The 25,317-nt window shown below is 67.7% G+C and carries 27 protein-coding genes; 12 read left to right on the top strand and 15 right to left on the bottom strand.

Going from position 1 to position 25,317, the window contains the following annotated elements:
• Positions 1–118: 118 nt before the first annotated feature.
• Both ACZ5TV_RS07595 and ACZ5TV_RS07590 read left to right on the top strand, forming a co-directional pair.
• Entirely contained in the window at positions 119–1,312 is a 1,194-nt protein-coding gene (locus ACZ5TV_RS07595; RefSeq protein ID WP_379780322.1) for an LEA/WHy family protein, read from the top strand.
• Positions 1,313–1,380: 68 nt separating this feature from the next.
• Complete coding sequence (locus ACZ5TV_RS07590; RefSeq protein WP_379780324.1) at positions 1,381–1,758, top strand: dihydroneopterin aldolase family protein; 378 nt, start codon at positions 1,381–1,383, stop codon at positions 1,756–1,758.
• 25 nt (positions 1,759–1,783) lie between these two features.
• On the opposite strand, the gene ACZ5TV_RS07585 is transcribed toward ACZ5TV_RS07590, so the two are convergent.
• Positions 1,784–3,406, bottom strand: a complete 1,623-nt coding sequence (locus tag ACZ5TV_RS07585) for a GTPBP1 family GTP-binding protein (protein WP_379780326.1) — start codon at positions 3,404–3,406, stop codon at positions 1,784–1,786.
• Between the two features lie 176 nt (positions 3,407–3,582).
• On the opposite strand from ACZ5TV_RS07585, the gene ACZ5TV_RS07580 reads away from it, so the two are divergent.
• A complete protein-coding gene (locus tag ACZ5TV_RS07580) occupies positions 3,583–3,726 on the top strand; it encodes a hypothetical protein (protein WP_379780328.1) in 144 nt (47 codons plus the stop codon).
• A 305-nt stretch (positions 3,727–4,031) separates the two neighbouring features.
• Here ACZ5TV_RS07580 and ACZ5TV_RS07575 read toward each other — a convergent pair whose 3' ends face one another.
• The 4 genes from ACZ5TV_RS07575 to ACZ5TV_RS07560 form a co-directional block, all read right to left on the bottom strand.
• Positions 4,032–4,400: a rhodanese-like domain-containing protein gene (locus ACZ5TV_RS07575; RefSeq protein WP_379780330.1), complete on the bottom strand. Its 369-nt coding sequence runs from the start codon at positions 4,398–4,400 to the stop codon at positions 4,032–4,034.
• A 123-nt stretch (positions 4,401–4,523) separates the two neighbouring features.
• On the bottom strand, positions 4,524–5,111 hold the full coding sequence (locus tag ACZ5TV_RS07570) for a magnesium transporter (RefSeq protein ID WP_379780332.1): 588 nt from the start codon (positions 5,109–5,111) through the stop codon (positions 4,524–4,526).
• Positions 5,111–5,680 carry a magnesium transporter gene (locus ACZ5TV_RS07565; protein ID WP_379780334.1) on the bottom strand — a complete coding sequence of 190 codons (570 nt, stop codon included), beginning with the start codon at positions 5,678–5,680 and terminating at the stop codon, positions 5,111–5,113. The genes ACZ5TV_RS07570 and ACZ5TV_RS07565 overlap by 1 nt, the downstream gene beginning before the upstream one ends.
• Before the next feature lie 61 nt (positions 5,681–5,741).
• Positions 5,742–6,284, bottom strand: a complete 543-nt coding sequence (locus ACZ5TV_RS07560; protein ID WP_379780336.1) for an NADPH-dependent FMN reductase — start codon at positions 6,282–6,284, stop codon at positions 5,742–5,744.
• A gap of 113 nt (positions 6,285–6,397) precedes the next feature.
• On the opposite strand from ACZ5TV_RS07560, the gene ACZ5TV_RS07555 reads away from it, so the two are divergent.
• The 3 genes from ACZ5TV_RS07555 to ACZ5TV_RS07545 all read left to right on the top strand — a co-directional run bounded on the left by ACZ5TV_RS07555 (position 6,398) and on the right by ACZ5TV_RS07545 (position 9,081).
• The gene (locus ACZ5TV_RS07555) at positions 6,398–7,777 is read left to right on the top strand and encodes a phosphoglucomutase/phosphomannomutase family protein (RefSeq protein ID WP_379780338.1); all 1,380 of its coding nucleotides are present in this window, start codon (positions 6,398–6,400) and stop codon (positions 7,775–7,777) included.
• A 197-nt stretch (positions 7,778–7,974) separates the two neighbouring features.
• Entirely contained in the window at positions 7,975–8,244 is a 270-nt protein-coding gene (locus ACZ5TV_RS07550; protein WP_379780340.1) for a hypothetical protein, read from the top strand.
• A gap of 93 nt (positions 8,245–8,337) precedes the next feature.
• Positions 8,338–9,081, top strand: coding sequence for a DNA polymerase sliding clamp (locus tag ACZ5TV_RS07545; protein WP_379780342.1), 744 nt, complete (start codon positions 8,338–8,340; stop codon positions 9,079–9,081).
• A 70-nt stretch (positions 9,082–9,151) separates the two neighbouring features.
• On the opposite strand, the gene ACZ5TV_RS07540 is transcribed toward ACZ5TV_RS07545, so the two are convergent.
• Complete coding sequence (locus tag ACZ5TV_RS07540) at positions 9,152–10,453, bottom strand: O-acetylhomoserine aminocarboxypropyltransferase/cysteine synthase family protein (RefSeq protein WP_379780344.1); 1,302 nt, start codon at positions 10,451–10,453, stop codon at positions 9,152–9,154.
• A 209-nt stretch (positions 10,454–10,662) separates the two neighbouring features.
• Here ACZ5TV_RS07540 and ACZ5TV_RS07535 point away from each other — a divergent pair, with 209 nt between their 5' ends.
• A complete protein-coding gene (locus ACZ5TV_RS07535) occupies positions 10,663–11,901 on the top strand; it encodes an SPFH domain-containing protein (protein WP_464384311.1) in 1,239 nt (412 codons plus the stop codon).
• A 157-nt stretch (positions 11,902–12,058) separates the two neighbouring features.
• Here ACZ5TV_RS07535 and ACZ5TV_RS07530 read toward each other — a convergent pair whose 3' ends face one another.
• The 3 genes from ACZ5TV_RS07530 to uvrB all read right to left on the bottom strand — a co-directional run bounded on the left by ACZ5TV_RS07530 (position 12,059) and on the right by uvrB (position 15,355).
• Positions 12,059–12,634 carry a hypothetical protein gene (locus tag ACZ5TV_RS07530; RefSeq protein ID WP_464384310.1) on the bottom strand — a complete coding sequence of 192 codons (576 nt, stop codon included), beginning with the start codon at positions 12,632–12,634 and terminating at the stop codon, positions 12,059–12,061.
• Between the two features lie 35 nt (positions 12,635–12,669).
• Complete coding sequence (locus ACZ5TV_RS07525) at positions 12,670–13,194, bottom strand: hypothetical protein (protein ID WP_464384309.1); 525 nt, start codon at positions 13,192–13,194, stop codon at positions 12,670–12,672.
• Positions 13,195–13,300: 106 nt separating this feature from the next.
• Positions 13,301–15,355 (bottom strand): excinuclease ABC subunit UvrB, encoded by a 2,055-nt coding sequence (uvrB, locus tag ACZ5TV_RS07520; protein WP_379782304.1) that lies wholly within the window; start codon positions 15,353–15,355, stop codon positions 13,301–13,303.
• Positions 15,356–15,492: 137 nt separating this feature from the next.
• Between uvrB and ACZ5TV_RS07515 the strand changes: the two genes are divergently transcribed.
• Both ACZ5TV_RS07515 and hisG read left to right on the top strand, forming a co-directional pair.
• Positions 15,493–15,897 carry a hypothetical protein gene (locus ACZ5TV_RS07515; RefSeq protein ID WP_379782306.1) on the top strand — a complete coding sequence of 135 codons (405 nt, stop codon included), beginning with the start codon at positions 15,493–15,495 and terminating at the stop codon, positions 15,895–15,897.
• A gap of 313 nt (positions 15,898–16,210) precedes the next feature.
• Positions 16,211–17,101, top strand: a complete 891-nt coding sequence (gene hisG, locus ACZ5TV_RS07510; RefSeq protein WP_379782308.1) for an ATP phosphoribosyltransferase — start codon at positions 16,211–16,213, stop codon at positions 17,099–17,101.
• Positions 17,102–17,115: 14 nt separating this feature from the next.
• Here the strand turns inward: hisG and ACZ5TV_RS07505 are convergent, their stop codons facing one another.
• Positions 17,116–17,376 carry a GIY-YIG nuclease family protein gene (locus tag ACZ5TV_RS07505; protein ID WP_379782310.1) on the bottom strand — a complete coding sequence of 87 codons (261 nt, stop codon included), beginning with the start codon at positions 17,374–17,376 and terminating at the stop codon, positions 17,116–17,118.
• The gene (gene larB / locus ACZ5TV_RS07500) at positions 17,373–18,152 is read right to left on the bottom strand and encodes a nickel pincer cofactor biosynthesis protein LarB (protein ID WP_464384308.1); all 780 of its coding nucleotides are present in this window, start codon (positions 18,150–18,152) and stop codon (positions 17,373–17,375) included. Before larB ends, ACZ5TV_RS07505 begins: the two co-directional genes overlap by 4 nt.
• Positions 18,153–18,339: 187 nt before the next feature.
• Between larB and ACZ5TV_RS07495 the strand changes: the two genes are divergently transcribed.
• Positions 18,340–18,507, top strand: coding sequence for a DUF1931 family protein (locus tag ACZ5TV_RS07495; RefSeq protein ID WP_004047560.1), 168 nt, complete (start codon positions 18,340–18,342; stop codon positions 18,505–18,507).
• A gap of 114 nt (positions 18,508–18,621) precedes the next feature.
• Here the strand turns inward: ACZ5TV_RS07495 and rpiA are convergent, their stop codons facing one another.
• The 3 genes from rpiA to ACZ5TV_RS07480 form a co-directional block, all read right to left on the bottom strand.
• The gene (gene rpiA / locus ACZ5TV_RS07490; protein WP_464384307.1) at positions 18,622–19,323 is read right to left on the bottom strand and encodes a ribose-5-phosphate isomerase RpiA; all 702 of its coding nucleotides are present in this window, start codon (positions 19,321–19,323) and stop codon (positions 18,622–18,624) included.
• 94 nt (positions 19,324–19,417) lie between these two features.
• Positions 19,418–20,545, bottom strand: coding sequence for an ORC1-type DNA replication protein (locus ACZ5TV_RS07485; RefSeq protein WP_379783647.1), 1,128 nt, complete (start codon positions 20,543–20,545; stop codon positions 19,418–19,420).
• A 108-nt stretch (positions 20,546–20,653) separates the two neighbouring features.
• Complete coding sequence (locus tag ACZ5TV_RS07480) at positions 20,654–21,751, bottom strand: methyltransferase domain-containing protein (RefSeq protein ID WP_464384306.1); 1,098 nt, start codon at positions 21,749–21,751, stop codon at positions 20,654–20,656.
• A 134-nt stretch (positions 21,752–21,885) separates the two neighbouring features.
• Here ACZ5TV_RS07480 and ACZ5TV_RS07475 point away from each other — a divergent pair, with 134 nt between their 5' ends.
• Together ACZ5TV_RS07475 and ACZ5TV_RS07470 are read left to right on the top strand one after the other, a co-directional pair.
• Positions 21,886–22,446 carry a TATA-box-binding protein gene (locus tag ACZ5TV_RS07475; protein ID WP_379780056.1) on the top strand — a complete coding sequence of 187 codons (561 nt, stop codon included), beginning with the start codon at positions 21,886–21,888 and terminating at the stop codon, positions 22,444–22,446.
• 152 nt (positions 22,447–22,598) lie between these two features.
• Complete coding sequence (locus ACZ5TV_RS07470) at positions 22,599–22,970, top strand: DUF7473 family protein (RefSeq protein ID WP_379780054.1); 372 nt, start codon at positions 22,599–22,601, stop codon at positions 22,968–22,970.
• 72 nt (positions 22,971–23,042) lie between these two features.
• On the opposite strand, the gene ACZ5TV_RS07465 is transcribed toward ACZ5TV_RS07470, so the two are convergent.
• A complete protein-coding gene (locus ACZ5TV_RS07465) occupies positions 23,043–25,232 on the bottom strand; it encodes an ATP-dependent DNA helicase (RefSeq protein WP_379780051.1) in 2,190 nt (729 codons plus the stop codon).
• Between the last annotated feature and the right edge of the window lie 85 nt (positions 25,233–25,317).

The following is a 25,317-nucleotide window of genomic DNA, read 5'->3' as shown; positions in this document are numbered from 1 at the left end:
TCGGTTCGATCCCGTGTCGAACAGCCCCGACGCGGCGTGGGCGTCGTGAGTGTCGGTTCCAGCGTCCTGTTAGCGATCCAAGCAACACGGTTTTTAGATGCGACCGAAACACACGGGTATGAATTTCGGCAGCGTCGGGTCCGCGCTCGTCGCGAGTAAGCTCCGAGTCGCGCTCGTCGGCCTCCTCGTCGTCGGCGCGGCCGTCGGTGGCGCGCTCGCGCTCGGCGTTCTCGGTGCGCCGAGCGTCATGGCCGTCGACAACACGTTCGGCGACGTGACGGAGGAGACAACGGTTATCAAGACGGATCTCGTCGTCTCGAACCCGAACCCGATCGGCGTCGGTCTCGACGGCGTCTCGGTGAACTATACGGTGTCGATGAACGGGATCGAGATGGCTCACGGCGAGCGCGAAGGCGTCAGCGTCGCGAGCGGGAACTCGACGATCGACCTCGAAACGGCGCTCGAAAACGAGGCGATCCCGCCGTGGTGGACCAGCCACGTCCGGAACGACGAGCGGACCGTCGTCGCGATCGACGCGACGGTCTCCTCGGAGCTGCTCGGACGGAGCGCATCGTTCGAGCGCGAACACGAGATAGAGACGGACGTGATCGGCGCGTTCGACTCCGAGGAGACCCGCCCGGTGAACGCCGACAGCCCGCTGACGAGCGACCCCGTCCTCTACATCAACGAGACCCGTGGCGAGTGGGGGGCGGTCACCGACGACGAGATGCCGATCGACATGGCGTTCGTGGTGTACAACCCGAACCTCGAACCGTACGTGATCACGGAGCTCGGCTACGACGTCACGATGAACGACGTCGAGATGGGGTCAGGCGCGACCGAACGGGAGTACGTCATCCCCTCGCATAGCACGGAAACCGTCGCACTGACGACCGTTCTCGATACACCGCGGCTCGACGATTGGTGGGTGACACACCTCGACGAGGAGATCAACGGACACCAAGTGAGCGACCTCCGGATCGAGTTCTACGCCGTGATCGAGCTCCCGACAGGCGACGAGCTCACGGTCCCGCTGGACGAGCTCACCTACGAGGAGACCATCGAGACCGATGTCTTCGACGAGGGAGGCGAGGTCGGCGAAGCGGCCGAGTCGGGTGGCGACGGAGAAGCGGACGACGAAGGGACCGATGACGGCGATGGAAGCGACGACGACACGGGAAACGACGACGACAGCACTGACGGAAGCGACGACGACACCGACGGAAACGACGACGACAGCACCGACGGAAGCGACGACGACACGGGAGACGATGACGACGATGACGACGGCGGCCTACTCGCGATGACGTGACCTCGACCGCGACGCCCCCACGCCGGTCGTCTCCGAACCTTCTTACGCCGACGACACCCCGATTCGGTATGGCAACCGATGCACAGCAGGCGTGTTTCGAGGCCGGGATCAAGTTCGGCTCGCTGTACCACCAGTTCGCGGGGACGCCGGTGAGCCCGTCCAGCACGCGGAGCCTGGAGACCGCGATGGCGGAGGCGATCGAGAACCAGCCGTTCTGTGAGTCGGTGACCGTCGAGATCCACGACGACCGCGTCGCGGACGCGATCGACCACGAGAACGGGTACACGGAGCTCACGGGATCGCTGATGGACGTCGAGATGCGGATCGACCACGAGGGCGTCGTCGTCGACACGCGGATGACGATGCGGGACGGCTACCCGCTGATGGAGCTGGTGTCGGTCGACGCGGACGGGTCAGCGGGTGCGGACGGGTCGGGAGGGCGGTGAAACACCTCGAGACGGAGCTATTCCATCACTCCACGTCGCGGACGGTGCCGACCCCCTTGCTCGACCCCTCGCGGAAGACGAACCGTTGACCCTCCTCCACCAGGTACGGGCGGAACTTGAACCGGAGGCGGGCGCGACCGGTGTCGCCGGGGAGCAGTCGTCCCTCGTCGGGATCGAACACCGCGGCCTCCGAGAGCGTCTCGAGGTGGACCACCGGCTCGTATCCCGCCTGAATGCGCGTGGGGTGGTTGAGCACCATCACCTCGGCGTCGAACTCCCGGACCGGCGTGGGGTCGGCGTCACGCGGGACGAGCGCCATCCCGCGTTCGATCTCGGCCTCGTCGACCCCTTTGAGCGCGATGCCGACGATCCGGCCGGCAGTCGCCTTGTCGACTCGGTGGTAGTGCATCTCGATCGAGCGGACTTCCACCTCGCGGAACGAGCCGTCGGCCATCGGCCCCAACAGGAGCTCGTCGCCGACTTCGACCGTCCCGGAGTTGACCGTTCCGGAGGCGACCGCGCCGACACCCGTCACCTTGTAGCTGCGGTCGATGTACATCCGGAACGTCTCGCGTTCGGGGGTCGCCCGCTTCGGGAGCGACTCGAACAGGCGGTCGAGCGTGTCGATCCCCTCGCCGCTCACCGCGCTGGTCCGCAGGAGTGGAACGACGCCGTCGCCGACCTCCGCGACCGCGACGTCGACGCCGTAGCGGTCGACTAACAGCGGGGTCTGGCCGGCGTCACGCAGGGTCGACTCCACCTCGCGTTCGACCGCCGCGAGCCGCTCGTCCGAGACCGCGTCCGCCTTCGTGATCGCGACGATGGTCGGCAGCTCCGTCGCGAGCAGGATCCCGAGGTGCTCTCGGGTCGTCTCCGTCGGCCCGTCGTCGGCGGCGACGACGAGCAGCCCGTAGTCCAGCTTCTGGCCGACGAGCCCGCGGATCGTCGTCCGGAGCCACGGCTCGTGGCCGACCGTGTCGACGAACGAGACGAGCCGGTCGGCCTCCTCGACGATCCGCGCCCGATCCGACTTCCGATGCGGGTTGTCCATCCGGACCGGCTCGTCGGCGTCGTCCGCGAACCCGTACACCGCGTACGAGAGGTCCGCGGAGAGGCCGCGTTCGACCTCGTGGGGCTGGACGTCGAGGAATCCGCGAGTCCCGCCCTGGCCGTCGTCGGCGCGACCGGTGACGAGCGTGCCGACGAGCGTCGACTTGCCGTGGTCGACGTGGCCGGCCGTGCCGATCACGAGGTGGTCGTCGTCCGTCTCGAACATCCCTCCTTCGCGGACGGTGGCGAGGCCGACGAGTCCCGCGTCGTCGCCGTTGCCGTCCGCGCCCGCGCTCCACGTCTCCACGTCGGCGATGTGGGCGTCCGCCTCCTCGGCCAAAAGCGAGAGGACGTCCATCGTCTCAGAGAACGACTCCGGGGCGACACCGGCCAGCCCGCCGTCGTCGGTGACGCCGAGGACGTAGGTCGCCTCGCCGTCGCCGGAGAGGACGCGGTGGCGCAGCTGGGCGACGAGCGACTCCATACGGCCGTCCGCCAGGTGTACCTCGCGAGTGAGTCGCTCTTTGAACTCGATCGCGCCGCCGTCGCGTTCGCCGCGCTCGATGGCCCGCCGTAACGCGGACCGGTCAGCGCTCATACCCGTTTGTACGCGACAGCCGGGCTTAACGGTTTTCGTGGTAGCACCCCCCACGTGTACGGACCGCTGTGGGGCCGCAAGCCGGGGCGGGAGCGAACCAGTTTCGCTCCGCGGATTTCCGTCTCTGGTCTCATATATAACCGAACAGATATCCCAATACGGACCTGACACAGCGTATGGTTCCCCTCCTCGTTCCCGGCGGTTGGTTCGGATCACTGATCCTGATCCTCGGAGTGTTCATGATCGTGGCTTCGTTTTATATTCTTTATAAGCTGGTGCAGGGTTTCGAAGCGTTCGCAGACGGCTGGAGGAAAAGTTAGCCAGCAGCGCCGTGGATTGGGGACTGAAACCACGGAATACGCCTGAACGGAACGTCAACGGATCAGGGGGTTCTTTTATACACAGTTACGAAGACGGTGGCGCGCCGGTTCGCGTCTTATAAAGCGCGAACCGACCGCGAGGGCCGCGACGAGCGCTGAAACCGCGAGTCGCAAGGCTGGGGAGGTGTGAGGTGCGGTGCTGTGCGGGGCGGGACAGGGCGACTTAAACGGGAATACGGCGGCTTCGTCGCCGACGACTGGAACGTTAGAGAGCTTCACCGCGCCGGCAACTGCTCATAAACCAATCACCGAAGTTTCCACCACAGCGACCGGATCTTGTACCCCAGCGACCCCGTTTGATACCCGTTCCAGCCGCTCATCCCGCCGGCGAGCGTCGTCGCGTCATACCCCTGTTCGTCGAGGAAGCGCGTCGCCCGCTTCGCGACGATCCCCATCTTACACACCACGACAACCGCCTCGTCGTCCGGGATCTCACCGAGACGCTTCCGGAGCCCGGAGTCGTCCCCGCGTTGGAGGCCGGTGTACACGGGAACGTTGTGGCTCCCCTCGATAGCGTCCGCGGCGTAGTCGTCTTCCGGACGGATGTCGAGGAGGAACGGCCGGTCGCCGGCGTCGAGACGCTCGTCGAGCTCGTCGGGACGGATCCTACTCATCACACGTATATTGTAGTATACATACAAAACCGTGGCGTTTCGTCCGGGAGCGCGAGGGGTCGGAGCCGAACCGGATCGAACCGCGGCAACGGGAAGAACCGACGCTCGGACCTCAACGCCGGATCAGATCGCCGGCAGCCACCACGCCGAGACCCCGATGAATATCACCATCCCGAACACGTCGACGACGTTCGTCACGATGGGGATCGTCGTATCGTCCGGGTCGATCCCGAGCCGATAGGAGCCGTACGTCGCCGCGAAGCTGAACACGACCGCGATCACCGCCACCGACATACCGCTTATAAGCGAGATGACGAGCAGGTCGGCGAGGGCGAGCGCCTCGATCGCGCCGATGACCTGACCGATCGCCCACGCCCCGATCGCGAGGGCGGTGAAGATCGTCACCGCGAGCCCGAACACGGCCCCGACGTTGGCCCACAACACCCGATCGCGGACGTCGAAATCGGTCGTCCCGAGATGCATCCGCGTCGAGAGCCGCGAGCTGAGGATCGCGCCGAGGTTCCCGCCCATATCGACCATCGTGGGGACCATCACCGCGAGCAGCCCGTATCGCTCGAGCAGCTCCTCGGCGTCCTCGAGCGTGATCCCCGCCCAGAGGACGATGACGGAGAGGACGACCAGAAGCGGGAAGGTGTTGGTCACGATCTGTCGCGTCTCCCACGATCCGAGCGATCCGCTTGGAACCACCATCAGAGGATCACCTCGACGACCGCGACGGCGAGAAAGAGGAACGCCATTCCGAACACGTCACCCAGCGTGGTGACGATCGGCCCGACGAGGTTGTCGGGGTCGTAGCCCGCCTTGTACCCGGTGAAGATGAGCAGAAGGAGCCCGAATATCAACACGACGGACGTGAGCACGCCGGCGATGAGCATGATCCCGACCAGTTCGCCGAGCGCCGCTGATTCGCGCCCGAGGAGCGCCAGTGCGCCCCAGGAGATGAAGCCGATGACGATCGAGATGCCGATCCCGTTGATGAAAGAGGCGAGCACGGCGTTCACGAGCCGTTCGTTCCGCTCGAACCGCGGCTCGATCAACCCCTGATGGAGGCCGCTGGCGATCCGGCCGCCGAGCGCGCCGTACACGTTCCCGCGCGTCGCGAGAAAGACGGGGACCATCACGAGCAGCCCGGGGAAGCGTTCGACGCTCTCGAGCATTCCCTCGAGAACGAGCCCGGCGAACAGGCCGCCGGCCAGTGCGATACCCAGAACCGGGAGTGTCTCGCGGTAGATCGACCAGAAATCGCGGCGGACACTCATGGGAGCAACTGATCGAATTTTCGCTTAAAAGTACCGGAAGTGACGACCGTTCCCGAGCGTCTCACCCATGTGTCTCTGGAAGCCGTTCGGCGTGTTCGAGGACCATCCGTCCGAGCCGTTCGGTGCGGTCCCGTAGGGAGTCGTCGTGAAACGTCCCGTCGTCGGCGATGGCCGAGGACGCGCCGCGGATCCCGACTTCGTGGGGGACGACCCAGGCGTGAACGTTCCGGAACGTCGACCGGAGGTGTTCGAGCGTCCCGCCGTAGGAGCCGCCGCCGGCGGTCGTCAGGAGGCCGACCGCCGTGTACTCGTACTCCTCGGAGCCACAGAAGTCGTGGAAGTTCTTGAACGTCGACGAGTAGGAGCCGCGATACACCGGCGAGCCCGCGATCACGCCGTCCGCCTCACGAACGAGCCGCGTCAACCGTTCGCTCTCGCCCTGTTCGTCCTCGTCGGGGTGGTATAAGGGGAGGTCGACGGCCCCGAGGTCGATGAGCGCCGTCTCCGCACCGGCCTCGGCGGCCGCGTCCAGCGCGACCCGAAGCGCGGCCCGCGTCGTGCTGTTCGCCCGCCGGCTGCCGGAGATCGCAACGATCCGCGTCATACCCGATTCTCGTGTGGGGCTGACAAAAGCGCGGCGAGTTCCTGCTCGGGGAGTTCCATCAGATATCGACGATGACACCGCCCATTATGGTTCCAGCCGTAGAGGGTGCGCGTATGGACCGGATCTCCTTCGGGACCGACGGCTGGCGAGCAACGCTCGACACGTTCACCGACGACCGCGTTCGGATCGTCGGCCAGGCGGTCGCGGACCACCTCGACGCCGCCGGCCACGACGACCCAGTCGCTGTCGGCTACGACGCGCGTGAGACGAGCGAGGGGTTCGCCGAGAGCCTCGCCGAGGTGCTCGCCGGCAACGGGTTCGACGTGCTTCTCCCCGAACGCGACGTACCGACCCCCGTGATCGCTTACGGGATCGTTAACGAGGGCCTCTCCGGAGCGTGTATGGTGACGGCCTCACACAACCCGCCGGAGTACAACGGCGTGAAGTTCATTCCGAGCGACGGCGCACCGGCGCTCCCGGCAGTGACGGAGGACATCGTCGACCGCCTCGCGGAGCCCGACCTGCGCCCCGAGGCGGAGCGAGGGGTGATCCGACGACACGATTTCGTTTCCGCACACGCCGCGGCCGCTCGCGAGCTCGTCGACGCCGACCTCGACGGACTCACCGTGGCGTACGACGCGATGCACGGCAGCGGCCGCGGCGTCACCGACGCCCTCCTCGAGTCGGCTGGCGCGGAGGTCCGGCGGCTCCGCTGTGACCGCGATCCCACCTTCGGCGGGGAGTCACCAGAACCGAGCGCGGAACACCTGAGCGAGCTCGAAGCCCTCGTCACTGACCCCGACAACGGGATCGACCTCGGCGTCGCCAACGACGGCGATGCCGACCGGATCGCGGTGGTGACGCCCGATCGCGGCGTACTCGACGCTAACCTGTTTTATGCCGCCTGCTACGACCGGCTGTTGGAGACCGACAGCGGCCCCGCGGTTCGGACCGTCTCGACGACGTTCCTCGTCGACCGGATCGCGGAGGCACACGGTCAGGAGGTGTTCGAGACGCCGGTGGGCTTCAAGTGGGTCGCCGAGGCGATGGGGGAACACGACGCGCTGTTCGGCGGCGAGGAGTCCGGCGGGTTCTCGATCCGCGGACACGTCCGCGAGAAGGACGGCGTGTTGATGTCGCTGCTCGCGGCCGACGCGACGACCGCGGAACCGTTCGACGCGCGCGTCGACCGGTTGCTCGACGAACACGGCCACATCGCGGCCGGAAAGGTGTCGATCGACTGTCCGGACGACCGGAAGGCGGGCGTGCTCGACGAGCTCGAGGACCACATCCCGGAGTCGGTCGACGGGCACGCGGTCGCGAAGGTCGTCACCCTCGACGGGTTCAAGCTCCTCTTGGAGAACGGGTCGTGGCTGCTCGTCCGCCCGTCCGGGACGGAACCGAAGCTCCGAGTGTACGCGGAAGCCGACGCCGACGAGCGCGTCGAGTCGCTGTTGGTCGAGGGGCGTGAGCTCGTCGAACCGCTGGTCTGAGACGCGCCGGATCGACACTACCGGATCGACACCGCCGGATCGACGCTGTCGAGTGACGACCGGCGCGGCTGTCGGGGTCGTCGAAGTCGTCCAAAAACGCGTCGAGTACGTTTTACTTTCACCCTGCGTCTGACTCGATTATATACGACGTACGTGCGTAGCCGACGTCGTGGTCGGGCGGCGGCCACGTGGTGACCATGATTCACGACCCAGGACGGCCGTCGAAGCGGCCGTGCCCTCCGAAAGACACGAACGAGAACGACCGGAACACGGACGGCGACGAGGTCGACAGCGACGAGGACGACGGCGAGCGTGGCGGGGCCGACATCGACCGCGACCACGAGGACGGCGGCGCTAACGACGATGACGACGAGTCCTGTCCGGATCGGCGGACCGCGTGGCTTCGACTCGCTAGGGCGGTCCTGCTCGTGATCGTCGCGGTGGCCCGGCTCGTCCGGGCGCTGTGAGCGTCGCGCCGGCGTCGATCAAGTATTCGTCGCCGGTCACCTCGGCATCCGATTGGGTGCCTTTTTAGGGGATACCGCCCTAGCCGAACGTATATGTTCAAGGCCATCGTGAGCGCGTCGACGCTACAGGACGCGCTCGATTCGGTGAGCGTGCTGGTCGACGAGTGTAAGATCCGCCTGAACGAGGAGGCGCTCTCGATCCGCGCCGTCGACCCCGCCAACGTCGGCATGGTCGATCTCACCCTCGAAGCCGCCGCGTTCGAGTCGTACGACGCCGACGGCGGCGTCATCGGCGTCAACCTCGCCCGGCTCGAGGACATCGCCGGCATGGCTAACTCCGGTGACCTGATCCACCTCGAACTGGACGAGGAGACCCGCAAGCTGCATATCGAGACGGACGGCCTCTCGTACACCCTCGCGCTCATCGACCCCGACTCGATCCGCCAGGAGCCCGACATCCCGGATCTCGACCTCCCCGCAGAGATCGTCGTCGAGGGCGCACAGCTCGACCGCGGGGTCAAAGCCGCGGACATGGTCTCGGATCATATCCGCCTCCGCGTCGACGAGACCGACGAGGCGTTCTTCATCGAGGCCGAGGGCGACACCGACGACGTCGACCTCGAACTGACCCGCGAGGACCTCATCGCGCTCACACCCGGCGCGGCGGACTCGCTTTTCAGCCTCGACTACCTCAAGGACATGAACAAGGCGATCCCGGGCGACGCCGAGGTCACGATCGAGCTCGGCGAGGAGTTCCCGGTCAAGCTCCACTACAGCTTCGGCGAGGGGCTCGGCCAAGTGACGTACATGCTCGCGCCGCGCATCCAGAGCGACTGAACCCCGGACGACGCCCCCGTGAGGGACGCGCTCTAGCGTCCCCGGACGACTCGGACGCGTTCTTCGACACCTACTCCGTCGCCGCCTCGATCGCGGCTTCCAGATCCGCCACGACGTCCGCCGGGTCCTCGATCCCGACCGAGAGCCGTACCATGTCGCCGGTGACGCCGGCAGCCTCCTGTTCCGCCTCCGTCAGCTGCTGGTGGGTCGTCGAGGCGGGGTGGATAACGAGCGTTTTCGCGTCGCCGACGTTGGCGAGCAGCGAGGCGAGCTCCGCGTTCTCGACCGTCCCCTTGGCGGCCTCGTAGCCACCCTCCAGCCCGAACGTGATCATGCCGCCGTAGCCGCCATCGAGGTACTCACTGGCTTCCGCGTGTGTCTCGTGGCTCTCCAGTCCGGGGTAGTTCACCCAGGCGACGTCGGCGTGCTCGTCGAGGTACTCCGCGACGATCGCGGCGTTCTCACAGTGACGGTCCATCCGGAGGGGGAGCGACTCCGTCTGCTGGAGCGTGTTCCACGCGTCGAACGGCGACTGCTGATCGCCCAAGTCGCGCAGGCCGCGGGTGACCGCCGCGAAGGTGAACGCCGCGTCGCCGAACGCCTCGACGAAGTTGATCCCGTGGTATGCGGGATTGTCCTGTGCGATCTCCGGGAACTTCTCGGGGTACTCTCCCCACGGGAAGGAACCGCCGTCGACGAGAACGCCACCGACGGTCGTGCCGTTGCCGGTGAGCCACTTCGTCGTGGACTCCCAGACGAGGTCCGCGCCGTGATCGAGCGGCCGGCACAGATACGGAGTGGCGAACGTGTTGTCGACGAACAGCGGGACACCGTGGTCGTGGGCGATATCGGCGATCCGCTGGATGTCGGGCGTGACGAGGGCCGGGTTCCCGATCGTTTCGAGGTGGACGTAGGCGGTGTCCTCGTCGATGGCGTCGGCGTACCCCTCGTAGTCGAGCGGGTCGACGAACCGCGTCGAGATCCCGCGCCGCTCGACGGTGTGGGTCAGGTACGTGTAGGTGCCGCCGTACAGGGCGGACGAGGAGACGATGTTGTCGCCCGCGCTCGCGAGCATGAACGTCGCCAGGTCGAAGGAGGCCATCCCAGACGAGGTGGCGACCGCGCCCACCCCGTTCTCTAGGGAGGCGATCCGCTCCTCCAAGGCCGCGTTCGTCGGGTTCATGATCCGGGAGTAGACGTTGCCCGCCTCCTCGAGGGCGAACAACCGTGCGGCGTGTTCGGCGTCCTCGAACTCGTAGGAAGTGGTCTGGTAGATCGGCGTCGCCCGAGCACCGGTCGCCGGGTCCGGGCTCGATCCGGCGTGGACGCTTCGCGTGTCGAACTCGTGGGACGTCTCGCTCTCGTCAGTCATACGTTGGCCTCCGCGCGCCGACGGGTTAAATCCGCCCGCCATCGACAGACGCTGCCGAAGGCTCGGACACGTGTGCAGACGTCGACCCGACACGGGGCGAACACTGACGGACGCGGAACGCGGCATCCGGGCGGGCGGCGGATAGCGCAAGCCGCCTGAGCAGGCGAACTCGTGCGAACTGTTAACGTCGTTGAACCGTAACTCCGTGTATGGGAACACGAGGTCCGCAAGACGACCCTCCGGAGCTCGGGGATCTGGCCGGCGAGATCCCGGACGCCGTCTGGCAGTACACGGCACTAGCCGTGGCGCTGCTCGTCGGCGTCGTCGTGTTGAGCCAGAATCTCTTCCTCGGCGTCGGGGTGTTGGCGATCCTGCTCGCGCTGGTCACGCTCGCGAGCGCGGTCGAGATCGTCGACGCCTATGACAAGGAGGCGCTCACCGTCTTCGGCGAGTATCGGGAGCTGTTGGAGCCGGGCGTCCATCTCGTTCCGCCGTTCGTGTCGCGGACGTACGCGTTCGATATGCGGACACAGACGCTGGACGTGCCGCGACAAGAGGCGATCACGCGGGACAACTCGCCGGTGACGGCGGACGCGGTCGTGTACATCAAGGTGATGGACGCGAAGAAGGCGTTCTTGGAGGTCGACGACTACAAGAAGGCCGTCTCGAACCTCGCACAGACCACCCTTCGTGCCGTCCTCGGCGACATGGAACTCGACGAAACGCTCTCCCAGCGCGACCGGATCAACTCGAAGATCCGCCGCGAGCTGGACGAGCCGACCGACGAGTGGGGGATCCGCGTGGAAGCCGTCGAGGTTCGCGAGGTCAACCCCTCCCAAGAGGTTCAGCGGGCGATGGAGCAGCAGACGTCGGCGGAGCGTCGTCGTCGGGCGATGATACTCGAAGCGCAGGGGGAACGCCGCTCGGCGGTCGAGCAGGCCGAGGGTGACAAGCAGTCGAACATCATCCGCGCACAGGGTGAAAAGCAGTCGCAGATCCTCGAAGCGCAGGGTGACGCCATCTCCACCGTGTTGCGGGCCCGCTCGGCGGAGTCGATGGGCGAGCGCGCCATCATCGAACGCGGCATGGAGACCCTCGAAGAGATCGGCAAGGGCGAATCCACCACGTTCGTCCTCCCCCAGGAACTCACCAGCCTCGTGGGCCGATACGGCAAGGCGCTCTCCGGCTCCGACGTCCAGGAGATGGAGGGGTTAGAGAGCAAGGCGTTCGACGAGGAGACGGAACGGCTCCTCGGGCTCGACGACATCGAGGCGTCGCTCGAACAGCTCAACAGCGTCGCGGACGACGACCTCCGGACGGACGAGCGCCGCGATTCCGACACGGCCGCCGACGCCGCAGCCGCCGCCGATGCCGCAGCCGCCGACCTCGACCGCGAGGCGGACCGTGACATCGAACTGGAGTCGGAATCGGAACGACCGGGGCGGTAGCGCGGAGCCCGGCAGCGGCTACCAGTCTGGCGAGCCGCCGGACTGATATCCGTCACCTGCCGTTCGAAGGGGTTCGTTTGAGCTGAGATCGGCCGCTTCCGGCATCCACGGGAACGGGGTTGCCGTGCCGGACGCTCCATCCATCTCGGGCTGAGGGTCAAGGTCGCCACGTGTCGTCCACGATCAGCAGTACGGCGACCGCCGCGACCCCGCCGATACCTCCCGTGACGAGCGGCAGCGCCGCGGCCGACGCGGTCGCGACCGCGGCGAGTAACAGTCCAGCGGCGGCGAGCAGCGCGACGGTGTCCCCGGTTATCGCTGCGCGGACTACGGGTGCGACGGTTGCACCGACGACCGTGCCAGCGACGACCGCACCAGTATGGCCGTCGAGCGCGACGACGATCAACTCGGTTCCGGCGGTCAAGACCGCCGGGTCGGTGAGGCTCACACCGAAGACGAACGCGGCGAGGACGCCGACCGCGGGGGCGGCAAACGCGCCGCGTGCGGAGAGCTCGGCGCCGACCAACGCGGCGACTCCCGCGGTCAACAGGACGGACCCGGCAGCGAGCAACGCCGGCGTGAGCACGAACGAGAAGGGCGACGGCACGAGCGCCGTCGGCGATCCGGAACCCACCGCCGGGGCGATCGCGGGCGTGAAGCGGGCCGCGAGGACGAGTAGGGCGGCGGCAGCGACGAGGAGGGCAATACTGAGGAGGCGGCGAGGCGGGTTCATGTGAGAGACAAGCGTATCGAAGGACAAGTCCCTTTTCAGATCGTGACACCGACGCGGTCGCCCTCGACGGAGACGACGACCCGGGCGGGCGGACCGCGAGCATCGGTCAGGCGTACCAACAGGGTCTGGATCGCCGGGTCGTCGTCGCCCGGCCGGTGGCCGACCTCGTCGACAGCGACCCGAAGCGAGCGGTCCCCGATCCGGTTCACCGATCCGAGTCGAAGGTCGACGCCGGGCGCGGTCAAACGCTGTGCGACGACGAGGACCGACTCGCCGCCGTCGTCGAGGAACGCGGTCCCGTCGGCGAACGACCGTGCCGCCGGGGCGTCGGACCGGAACACCCCGCCGGCCTCCCCCGCGGACCGGATCGAGACCGCGTGTGTGACCATCCCCGCGGGGCGAGCCCGAACGCTCTCGGCGGCGACGAGCGGGTCCTCGGGGACGTACCGGCTCCGGACGCCGAGGTCCCGCGGCGTCGACGCCGCCAGGTCGTGGACCCGATCGGTACACCCCGCGGTCGCGACGGCGAACGTACCGGCGACGACCGCGCGGCGGCGCATGGGTACCGGTCCGTCAGTTGCCGATAAAAACCGCCCGGGCCCGTAACCGCGACTGATAATCGGCGTCGAGGGCGAACGGGAGGGGAAGGACTGCCGGGCGGGACGGTTACTCGTCGATCATCGGGGCGGGCACGCCCTCGTCGTCGCCGTCCAGCTCGAACGCGCGACGGAGCTCGGCGATCCGGTCGCGGATATCGGCGGCCAGCTCGAACTCGAGGTTGCTCGCCGCCTCGTTCATCCGGTCTTCGAGCGCCTCGATCCGCGCTTCCGCCTCCTCCTCGCTCTCGACGTCGCCGACGCTGACCGAGGAGGTGTCCGTCTTCGACCCGGGGAGGTTCGTCTCGCCGACCGGTTTGTCGATGGTTTTCGCCTCGTACCCGTGCTCTTCGTTGTACGCCAACTGGATCTCGCGGCGGCGCTGGGTCTCCTCGATCGCGGCCTCCATCGAGTCGGTGGTCCGGTCGGCGTAGAGGACGACCTCGCCGTTGACGTTGCGGGCGGCCCGCCCCATCGTCTGCACGAGCGTCGTCGTGGAGCGGAGGAACCCCTCCTGATCGGCATCGAGGATAGCCACGAGGCTCACCTCCGGGATGTCGAGCCCCTCGCGAAGGAGGTTGATCCCGACGAGCACGTCGATGTTGCCGAGTCGGAGATCGCGGATGATCTCGTGGCGCTCCAAGGTGTCCGTCTCGTCGTGCATGTACGCGACGTCGACGCCGGCCTCCTCGAAGTACTCCGTGAGGTCCTCGGCCATCCGTTTCGTGAGCGTGGTGACGAGGACGCGCTCGTCGCGCTCGATCCGCTCGTCGACGCGATCGAGGAGGTCCTCCACCTGCCCGGTCGCCTCCCGAACCTCCACCTTCGGGTCGACGAGGTGGGTCGGCCGGACGATCTGTTCGACGATCCGGTCCGAGGTCTCGCGCTCGTAGTCGCCGGGTGTCGCGGAGACGTAGAGGGTACGATCCGTCTTCTCCTCGAACTCCTCGAAGGTGAGGGGCCGGTTGTCGTACGCGGTGGGGAGCCGGAACCCGTTCTCGACGAGCGAGTCCTTCCGCGATTTATCGCCCTCGTACTGGCCTTTTATCTGGGGGATCGTCTGGTGGGACTCGTCGACGACGGTGAGGAAGTCGTCGGGGAAGTAGTCGAGGAGGGTGTACGGCGCGTCGCCCGACTCGCGGTCATCCATGTGGACGGAGTAGTTCTCGATCCCGGAGCAGTAGCCCGCCTCCCGGAGCATCTCGATGTCGAACGTCGTCCGTTCCTCGATACGCTGAGCCGCGACGAGGTCCCCCTGTCGCTCGAAGTACCTGACGCGTTTTTCCATCAGGTCCTCGATCTCAGCGATCGCCTGCTCCAGCTTCTCGTCGGGGATCGAGTAGTGCTCGGCGGGATGGAGCATGACCGCGGGCTCGTCGCTTACGACCTCGCCTTTCATCGGGTCCACCTTCCGCATCCGGTCGATCTCGTCGCCCCACAGCTCCACCCGAACCGCGTACCGGCCGTACATCGGATAGATCTCGACGGTGTCGCCGCGCACGCGGAACGTACCCTGCGTGAAGTCCACGTCGTTGCGCTCGTAGTTCAGGTCGACGAGCCGGGCGAGCAGCTCCTCGCGGCCGACCGCCTCGCCGACCTCTAGGCGGAGCGCCATCTCCCGGTAGTTGGCCGGGTCGCCGAGCCCGTAGATCGCGGAGACCGAGGCGACCACGATCACGTCGTCGCGGGTGAGAAGCGAGCGCGTCGCGGAGTGGCGCAGGCGGTCGATCTCCTCGTTTATCGACATCTCCTTGTCGATGAACGTGTCCGTCTGCTCGACGTACGCCTCCGGCTGGTAGTAGTCGTAGTAGGAGACGAAGTACTCGACCGCGTTGTCCGGAAAGAGCTCCCGGAACTCCTCGTACAGTTGGGCCGCGAGCGTCTTGTTGTGCGCCAACACGAGCGTCGGCTGGTCGAGCTCCTCGGCGACCCACGAGACGGTGTTCGTCTTTCCGGACCCCGTCACGCCGAGTAGCGTCTGTTTGTCCGCGCCCGACTCGAACTCCTCGACCAGGCCCTCGATCGCCTCCGGCTGGTCGCCCGCAGGCTCGAACGGGGCGTCGACGCGGAGCGGTCGGTCGACGGTCGGACGGTCCTCCGAGAGGGGGGAGTCGGCGTCGCTCACGATACGCGTCGTTGGCGGCGGAGACACTTGAGCGGCGCGGCTACGTTGGTGACTGCGGCGAGATCGGTCTCGCGCGGACGGTTCCGCTTTCTCCCGACGGGGGAAGACCGATTACCGATCGGGCTGAACGCACATCCGTGTCCCTCCTCACACCGGCCGTCGCGTTCGGCGCCGCCCTCGTCCTGTTCGTCTGGCTCGCGTCCGGCGTCTGGGTCAACTTCGACGCCCACGCACGCGGGAGCGACTATCCGGCCGTTTGGGGCGTTCTTGCGCCCCTCTCGGGAATCATGTTGTTCTACTACCTGCTGTGGTGGCGTCGCGGACGGTCCCGCGAGTACCCGCCGTCTCGGTGGGAGCGAGCCGCCGCCGTCGTCGTCGTCGCCGGTCTCGGCGGACTGGTCGTCGGGAGTCTCGTGTCGCCGCCGGATCCGGCCTCGCAGTTGACCACCTGGCCGGTCGCGTTCGCCGGCTGTCTCCCCGTCGCGTACTGGGTGGTCAGAAAGAGGTTTGGCACGGTCGAGAGTGTGTCTACCGGTCGTTGAGGTGGACCCTCAAAAGTGTCAGTCGTTCACTTATAAACTGATGACGTTGGATCGACGGTGAATGCCTCCAAAGCCCCAGCCGCGAGGATGCCCCTTTGAGTCCCACCCGACCGCAACCGCACCGCACAGCCTCACGCCTCCCCAACCTCGCGGCTCCCTTCGGTCGCCGCGTCCCTCGCGCGTGCGACTCGCCCCCGAAGGGCGCTCGTCGGCACGCGCCACCGCATCGATCGTTTATAAGCGATCTCGCGACGACGCTCGTCACCGCTCCCCGGACGAAAACGTTTCCCCGCCTCCCCGCGACTTCCCGCACATGCGCATCGCCGTCCCCAACAAGGGCCGCCTACACGAGCCGACACTCTCGCTTCTGGAACGAGCCGGGCTCCACGTCGAGGAGACCGCCGACCGCCAGCTGTACGCCGACACCGTCGACCCCGACGTCTCGGTCCTTTTCGCGCGCGCGGCTGACATCCCTGAGTACGTCCGTGACGGCGCGGCCGACCTCGGCGTCACCGGGCTCGACCAGGCCGCGGAGTCCGGCGGCGTCGTCTCGTCCGCGAGCGAGGCGGGCGACGACGACCTCGTCGACCTGCTCGATCTGGACTACGGCTCCTGCAAGCTCGTCCTCGCCGCGCCGGAGGACGGCGACATCTCGACCGTCGACGACCTCGTCGGCAAGACGATCGCCACCGAGTTCCCGAACGTCACCCGAAACTACCTCGACCGCGTGGGCGTCGACGCCGACGTGGTCACCGTGACGGGCGCGACCGAGCTTACCCCGCACGTCGACATGGCCGACGCCATCGTCGATATCACCTCGACGGGGACGACCCTGAAGGTGAACCGCCTCGCCGTGATCGACGACGTGCTCGACTCCTCAGTCCGGCTGTTCGCGCGCCCCGACGTCGTCGACGACCCCAAAGTCGAGCAGGTGCTGACCGCCTTCGAATCCGTGCTCGCCGCCGACGGTCGGCGTTACCTGATGATGAACGCCCCCAAGGAGCGGCTCGACGAGGTGAAAGACGTGATCCCCGGGCTCGGCGGCCCGACGGTGATGGACGTCGAGGCCGACGAGAACGGCAACGGGATGGTCGCGGTCCACGCGGTCGTCGAAGAGCGCGACGTGTTCGCGACGATCACGGAGCTGAAAACGGTCGGTGCGAGCGGCATCCTCGTCACCGAGATCGAGCGGCTGGTGGAGTGACCGCAGTCGCCCTCCTACTCCTCGCCGACCAGGCGTTCCTTCTCCCGTCGCGATAGCGACTTGATCGCGTGCTCGCGGGACATCGCCGCCGACCGCGAGTCGAACGACTCGACGTGTCGCAGCGTCACGGGGGTTCGCCCGCGAGTGTATTTCGCCCCCTCGCCCGCGTCGTGTTCCGCGACCCGTCGGTCGACGTCCGTGGTGTACCCCGTATAAAAGGTGCCGTCCGCACACTCGAGCACGTAGACGTGGTGATCGGTCGCGCTGCCGGTCATGCCCCGTCTATCGTGCGGGCGATCAACCCCGCCTGTGCGCCGGCGACGAAGCCGGCGTCGACGTTCACGGTCGTGAGGACGGTACACGACTGGAGCGCACCCGACAGCGCCGCCGCGCCCGCGCCACCCTCGCCGTACCCCGTCGACACCGGAACCGCGATCACGGGCGCGGCGACTAACCCCGCGACGACAGTGGGGAGCGCCCCCTCACGGCCGGCCGCGACGACGATCACGTCCGCCTCGCGGATCCTATCGATCTGGTCGAGCAGCCGGTCGAGGTTGGCTACACCCACGTCCGCGATCCGGTCGACCGACGCGCCGACCTCGCGAGCGACGAGGGCCGCCTCGCCCGCTACCGGCGCGTCGGCGGTTCCGGCGGCGACGACCGCGACCGTGGCGTCGAGCGCGGGCGGCTCGAATCCCGCCGCGTGCGCGACTACAGTCCGGGTGGTTTCGTCCGTCTCGACGGTCGCGTCCGGGGCGGCGTCGGCGAGCGCGTCCTGAACCGCAGCGGCGTGCTCGGGGCTCGTCCGCGTCACGAGCGCACGCCCGGTGGTTTCGAGGGCGGTCGTCGCCAGCGACGCCACCTCCGCGGGTCGTTTTCCCTCCGCCAGCACCGCCTCCGGGATCCCGCGGCGACGCTCGCGATCGGCGTCGAACCGCCCGGACTCCGTGGTCACGTAGCCCGCTAACCGGGACTCCGCCTCATCGACGTCGATCTCGCCGGCCGCGAGCGATTCGAGTGTGTCGCGCGCGCCGGATCGCTCCTCTCGCATACCGATCCGTCCGTGCCGCAGGGGTTCGTAGCCGTCGATCCGCGCCGCCGACCGACCGGATCGGGAGGGTACCGACAAAAGACTTAAATACAGCGCCGAGAGGAGACCCCCGTGAACCGCCAGCACGGCGTCCCTCGCGGGGGAATTCAGGAACTCTTATTAACTATCGCGGGATACTGCCGATCGCATGGCAGACCTCATTGTCAAAGCGGCAGTCAAGGAAGCGCTGGACGACAAGAACGTCGCTTCGGACTTCTACGACGCGCTGGACGACGAAGTGGACGAGCTGCTCGAAGACGCCGCACGCCGCGCCGAGGCTAACGACCGGAAGACGGTCCAGCCGCGCGACCTGTAAGGCGCTCAGTCCTGCCGTTTTATTTCGACGCGCTCCCCGGCGAGCGGCCGCCACGTCGCACGAGCGACGGAGGCCCGAAGACGGCTGATGTGAGTCGTGAGCGTCCGGTTCGGATCACGGGCGTTCGATCCGGATCCCGTCGGCCGTCCCGATGTGGATCTCGTCGGCGAGGTCGACGAACAGCCCGTGTTCGACGACGCCCGGGCTCGTCGACAGCGCCGTCGCGAGCCGCTCTGGGTCGTCGATCTCCCCGAAGTCGCAGTCGAGGACGAGGTTCCCGTTATCGGTGACGACCGGGCCGTCCTTCCGCTTGGCGCGACGGAGCACCGGGTCGCCGCCCAGCTCCCGTACCGCCGCCGCCACGGGCGAGCGCGCGGCGGGGAGCAATTCGACTGGAACGGGACGGTCGAGAGTCGCCGACAGCTTCGAGGGGTCGGCGACGACGAGGAACCGATCGGCGGCCGCGTCGACGATCTTCTCGCGGGCGTGTGCGGCCCCGCCACCCTTTATGAGATCGCCGCCGGCGACCCGGTCCGCCCCGTCGACGGCGACGTCGATCCCGGGGGCGTCCGGGCCGACCACCTCGTCGAGGTCGAGGAGGGGGATCCCTGCGTCGAGCGCGAGCTCGCGGCTCGCGAACGACGTCGCCACGCCGCGAACATCGAGCCCGGCGTCGATCCGGTCCCCGATCTCCCGGATCGCGTGGGCCGCCGTCGACCCCGTTCCGAGCCCGACAACCTCGCCGTCGGCGACCGCGTCGGCCGCCGACTCGCCGGCTCGTCGCTTCGCCGCGTCGCTGCCGCCGCTCGTCTTCATGCGTACGGGTGTGAGCGGCGGGGTTGAAAAGGCGTCGTACGGTCCACAAACGGGATCGATCGGACGAGCGACTCCGTCCCCGACGACCGCCCGCTCACTCCAGCCGATCGAGGACGGCGTCGGCGTCGTACGCCAGGGAGAGCTCCCGGGATCGACCACGCCCCTCGACGTCCGCATACTCGGCGTCGATGACGCCCAGCTGGTCCAGCTTGTTGATGATCTCGGAGTAGCGGGTGTAGCCGAGGTCGGTCTCCTCGTGGAACGCCTCGTACACCGGGCCCGCGCGCTCGCCGTCGTTCGCGGCGAGCACCCTGACGAGGGCCTGTTCCGACTCCGAAAGGCCGCGAAGCGACCGCGAGAGGTGGACGTGTTTGGACTTGTCGTAGGCGTCTTCGACGTCGTCGGTGGTGATCGTCCGCGAGGCGCGCATCTCGGCGTTGAGTCCGGCCCGCCGAAGGAGATCGATCCCGACGCGGAGGTCGCCACTGTCCGCGGTGAGGTCGGCGACGCGCTCCAGCTCGGCGTCGCCGATCACGCCCTCGTGGAAGCCGCGTTTCGCGCGCTCGCCGAGGATGTCGTATATCTCCGTGGCGTCGTACACCGGGAAGTACACCTCCTCGGGCCGAAAGACCGACTGGACTCGGGTGTCGAGGTCGTCTATCACGTCGAGCGAGAGGTCCGAGGAGACCACGATCACCCCGATCTTCGCCCCCGAGTGGGCCTCGTGGGCACGCAACAGCGAGTACAGCGAGTCCGACGCCTCGTTCTCGTAGAAGAGGTAGTTCACGTCGTCCAGCGCGACGACGAGTACTTCGTCCTCCTCGACGAGTCGGTCCGTGATCTGACCGAACAACTTCTTAAATGAGATCCCGGACGAGGGCGGCTCGTACTCGAATATCCCCTCGAATAGCCGGGAGAACACCGCGTATCGCGTCGAGTCGACCTGACAGTTCACCTGGACCGTCCGCACCTCGGTGCGGGCGCGCAGCTCCGAGAACAGCTTCTGGACCGCGGTGGTCTTCCCGGTCCCCGGCGGGCCGCGAACGACCGTGTTCAGCGGTCTGGATCCACGGACGGCCGGGCGCAGGGCGTACTTCAGGCTCTCTAACTGGCTCTCGCGGTGGCGGAACGTCTCGGGGACGTAGTCGATCTCGAACACCGACTCGTCGCGGAACACCGACTCGTCCCACGAGAGCATGTCGTCGTCGGCGTCCCCGGGCATGGAGGAACCACCTCGCGCCGTCCACTTAACCGTTGCCCGCGCCCTCGGCGGAAGTGAAAACAGCCGGTACTCCCGTCAGGATGCGGTATGAAGTGCGCTCCGGTTTCACTACCGGGTCGGTCCTGGCGGTGCCTGTCTATCGCCGAGAGCGTCGGTTCCGCCGGTGTCATCCCTCCTGTCCCCCGTCCGGCGTACCACGAGCACGTGTCTGGTGAGCGATCGGTGGACGCGGCGTTCGAAGGCGGCGTCAACCCGCCACCCGGCCTCGCGGGCGGGGGCGCGCCAGTCGCGGTCGGCGATCAGCACGGCGCGCGGGGCGACCCGGGCGGCCTCCGCGAGCGCGCCGCCGACGAGGTCGGCGAGGGCGTGTCCGGCGACCTTGGACTGTCGGCCGTACGGGGCGTCGAAGACGACGCCGTCGACTGCGTCGTCGACGAGGGGCAGGTCGGTCGCGTCGCCGCGGGCGACCTCCCAGGTCGGGTCGGGGCTGGGAACGTACTCGCGAAGGTTCTCGCGGGTCCCGCGGACCATTTTCTCCTGTGCGTCACAGGCGATGACGTCGCTGCCGACCAAGCCGGCTTCGAGCGGGAGCCCGCCGGTGCCACACATCGGGTCGAGCAGCACCCGACCCGGGGCCGCGCCCGCGAGGTTGACGTACGCTCTCGCGTCCGCGGGCGCCATACTCCCCGGCTGGAAGAACGGGCGGTCGGTCGGGTCCGGGGCGAACTCGCGACGGGCTTCCCGATCGACCCATCCCAGCGCGCACACGGCCCCGTCTTCACCGTCCGCGCCGGCGACCGCGTCGTGGTCCGGCCGACGCCCCTCGGCGAACAGCGCGCGTAGGACGTGATCGGGGTCGTCGAGATCGACGTCGAACCCGCGGTCGACGAGGACGCCCCCGAGCGCACGCTCCGCCTCGGCGGTCGAGACGGTCGTCGTGTTCCGAACGTTACGGGCGCGGACCGCCACGCTCCCCTCGCGGTCGATCGGGGCCGCTCGCAGGGCCGCGACCGCGCTCGCGAGGTCGGCGTCGGTTCGGGCGACGGCCTCGTGGGCTGCACGGGTGTACGCGAGGTCGACGACACCGGTCGCGACGCTCCCGGCACGCGCGACCCCCGGAGCGAGCAGTTCGACACCGGTCGCGGCGGTCGACGCCTCGTAGGCGGCGAACGCGTCGGTTTCGCCGGCCAGTTCGAGCCAGTACACGGGACTCCGTCCGGCCGCCCGCCGCATGAGCGTAGCGGATCCGAGCGACGGAACACGGCGGGACCCCGTGAGACGGGACGGTCGGATCGGTGCCGACAACCTTTTTACTCTTTTAAATCAGTATTTATGTAGTGATGGCCGATCCGAAGGATACGATCTCGATAGAGAACGTCGTTGCCTCGACCGGGATCGGACAGGAGCTCGATCTCCAAAGCGTCGCGATGGACCTCGAGGGGGCCGACTACGACCCCGAACAGTTCCCGGGACTCGTCTACCGGACCGCGGAGCCGAAGTCCGCGGCGCTGATCTTTCGATCCGGGAAGATCGTCTGTACCGGCGCGAACTCCACCGAGGCGGTTCACGAGAGCCTCGGGATCGTCTTCGAGAAGCTCCGGGCGCTACAGATCCCGATCGACGATGACCCCGAGATCACGGTCCAGAACATCGTCACGTCGGCCGACCTCGGCGAGAGCCTCAACCTCAACGCGATCGCGATCGGACTCGGACTGGAACACATCGAGTACGAGCCCGAGCAGTTCCCCGGGCTCGTGTACCGGATCGACGATCCGGACGTGGTCGCGCTGCTGTTCGGCAGCGGGAAGCTCGTGATCACCGGCGGTACCGACCCCGACGACGCCCGCGAGGCGGTGGACGTCATCGTCGAAGAACTGGACGGACTCGGCTTACTGGCCTGACTCGCGGGCGCGATCGACGCCGAACACACAGCGAACGCCACGTCCAGACGAACCCCGCCCGACCCAGCGAACGCCATGAGTCCCGTCGGACGGCCGTAGCCGGACCGGACCGATCCCGCGGTCCCTTTTAGGTCGTGGCACGTACCACCGGTATGTCCGTGGTGACCGCACAGACGGCGACGCCGACGGCGGTGTTGGGAACGACCGTCCTGTTCGCGCTGTTCCTCTCGCTCACCGCACACCTCGCCGCCCGCAACGTCCTCGATGGGGCCGATCCGCGACGGGCGCTGTACGTCGGGCCGCTACCGGCGGTCGTCGGGGTCGTCGGCGGCGCGTTCGCCATCCCGACCGCGGTGACGGTTCCGGTCGCGCTCGCGATCGACGCCGCGATGTTCCGCTGGAGCTATGAGATCGAGAGTCGTCGAGTACTCGCCGCCGTGACAGCCGTCCACGTCGTCGTGACCGTGCTCCTCGGCGTCGTCCTTGGCGGGATCACGCTCCTACTCGCGACCAGGCCGGGATAACCGTCGTTCCGGCGGTTGCCCCGCCCACGACGAGGTACGGCGACCGCGGGTTTCGGAATCGCCGGTCACGACTCACGGCGTCGGCGGATCACCGTCGTAGGCGTCGTGGTCGCCGTAGAAGTTCAGCATGGCGAACTTCAGCTTCTCCGGGTCGACGTCGAGTAGCTCCTCGCGCTCCTCGGGCGGGAACGCGCCCCGGACGGAGTATTTCCCCATATCCGCGGTCGTGTATCGGCGATCAGCGAGGATCCGGACGCCGAAATCGTCGGGGCCGCGGACAACGCGGCCGACTGCCTGGCGGGTCTTCCGGATCGTAGGGATCTCGACGGCGTACGCCCATCCCGGATCGCGGGCGCGGTCGCGGTCGGCGAACGCCCGGTCGTACGCCTCCTGGACCGCTTCCATCCGGTCCGAGAGGTGCGGATACGGCACGCCGACGACGACGACCGTCCGGGCGTCGTCGGCGTCGAAGCTCACGCCCTCCGCGAGCGTCCCCCACAGCGAGGTGAACAGCGTCCCGTTCTCGCTCGCGACGAACTCCCGTCGAAGCCGCTCCTCGTCCGTGCCCGAGCCGTCGAGAAACAGCGATCCGAGATCCGCGTCGGCGACCCCGGAATCGCCGCCGAGTCGTTCGTAGTACCGCTCCGCCTCGCCGTACGACGGAAAGAAGGCGAGCGTGTTCCCCGGGGTGAACCGGATCGCGTCGCGTAACAGGCCGGCGACCGCTTCCTGCGTCTCGGGGTCGTTACGTTCGGACGCGAACAGCGGCGGGATATCGACCGCGAACGTCCGTCGGTTCCTCTCGGGGTACGCCATCCCGTACGCGAGCGTGGCGACGTCCTCCAGTCCGAGCACGTCCTCCGTCACGTCGAACGGGCGGAGCGTCGCGCTCATCAGGACTGAAGCCGCGACCTCGTCGAACAGCGCCGACGTGACCGACCGCGGGATACAGGTGTACAGCTCCGCGCGGCCGTACACCTCGTCCGTCCCGGCGTCGCGGCGCACCGAGACGACCGGGTACTGGCCGAGTGCGGTCCCTTCCTCCATCCACGTCGCGACGAACCGGGCCGCCTGGAGGGTGGCCGACTCCTTTCGGCTCGTCGTCTCGCCCTCACGGTACTGTCGTTCGTACTCCTCGTCGAGCGCCCCTCCGAGCTGGACGGCGAGCTCGGTCTCGGTATCGATCCCCCGCCCCGCGTACCGGTCGAGGAACGCCATGGTGAGATCGTCGCGGCGGTTGTCGTTGGCGACGGAGACGTCCTCCCAGTTCTCTCCGACCCCTTCGCGCGCGCCGAAACCGAGGGCGTCGTCGTACGTGTCGACGAGCGCGTCCCGGAACGCGGTGAGCACGTTCTCGGCGGCTGCCGCGCGGGAGTCGTCGCTGTCGGCGAGCTCTTCAACCGCCGAGTCGAGCGTGTTCTCCGTGAGCGTTCGAGTCGCGTGCTCGCGGGCGGCGTCCTCGACGTTGTGCGCCTCGTCGAACACCGTGACGATGTCGGCGGGATCACGGTCGATCCAGCGGAAGAACTGCTCGCGGATGTTCGGGTCGAGGAGATGATGGTAGTTACAGACGACCAAGTCGACGCCCTCCATCCCCTCTTTCAACAGCTCGTACCCACAGAGGTCGCGCTCGTCGGCGTACGCGTACACGTCGTCGGGCGTGCGGACGTCCTCGAACAGCCACCCGAAGAACTCGTCGGTGTCGCGGGTGAGGTTGTTGTGATAGTGCTCACACACGTTCGCCGTCTCGAACTCGTCGAGCTCGCCCTCGACGTCGTCGAGCTCCTCCATGATCGCTTCGCGGGCCTCCGCAGCCCCCGCATCGCCCTCGCGACTCTCCGCGAGCAGCTCGCGCTGGCGCGCTTCCAGCTCGGCGACATCACGTTCGGTCTCGACGAGGTCACGGGTCGTATCGCGGAGTGTCTGACACTCCTGATAGTCGACGTCGATGTGACACATCGACGACTTCCCTTTGAACACGACCGCGCGGATCGGCTCGGTGCGGGTGATCGCCCGCGCGTCCTCGACGAACTGTCGCATCTGCTGGTGGACGTTCGTCGTGATGACGACCGTCCGATCGTGTTCGCGCGCGTGATCGAGCGCCGGCACGAGCGCCGAGAGGGTCTTCCCCGTCCCGGGCGCGCCCTCGAACAGCACGTCCTGGCCCCGGTCCAGGGCGTTGGCGATGCGGTCCATCGCCTCGCGCTGGTTCGGGTACGGCTCCTCGTACGGGAAGAACCGAAGATGCGACGACTCTGACACGGGTTCCGGTTCGTCGTCACCGCTCAAAAGGAGTCGGGTACCTCGGCGGAAGTGGAACGTGGCGGCCCTCCTCGTCGCTGGGGTC

This window comes from Halorubrum tibetense, assembly GCF_055396225.1.
This window is presented reverse-complemented; position numbering and strand designations above follow the sequence as displayed.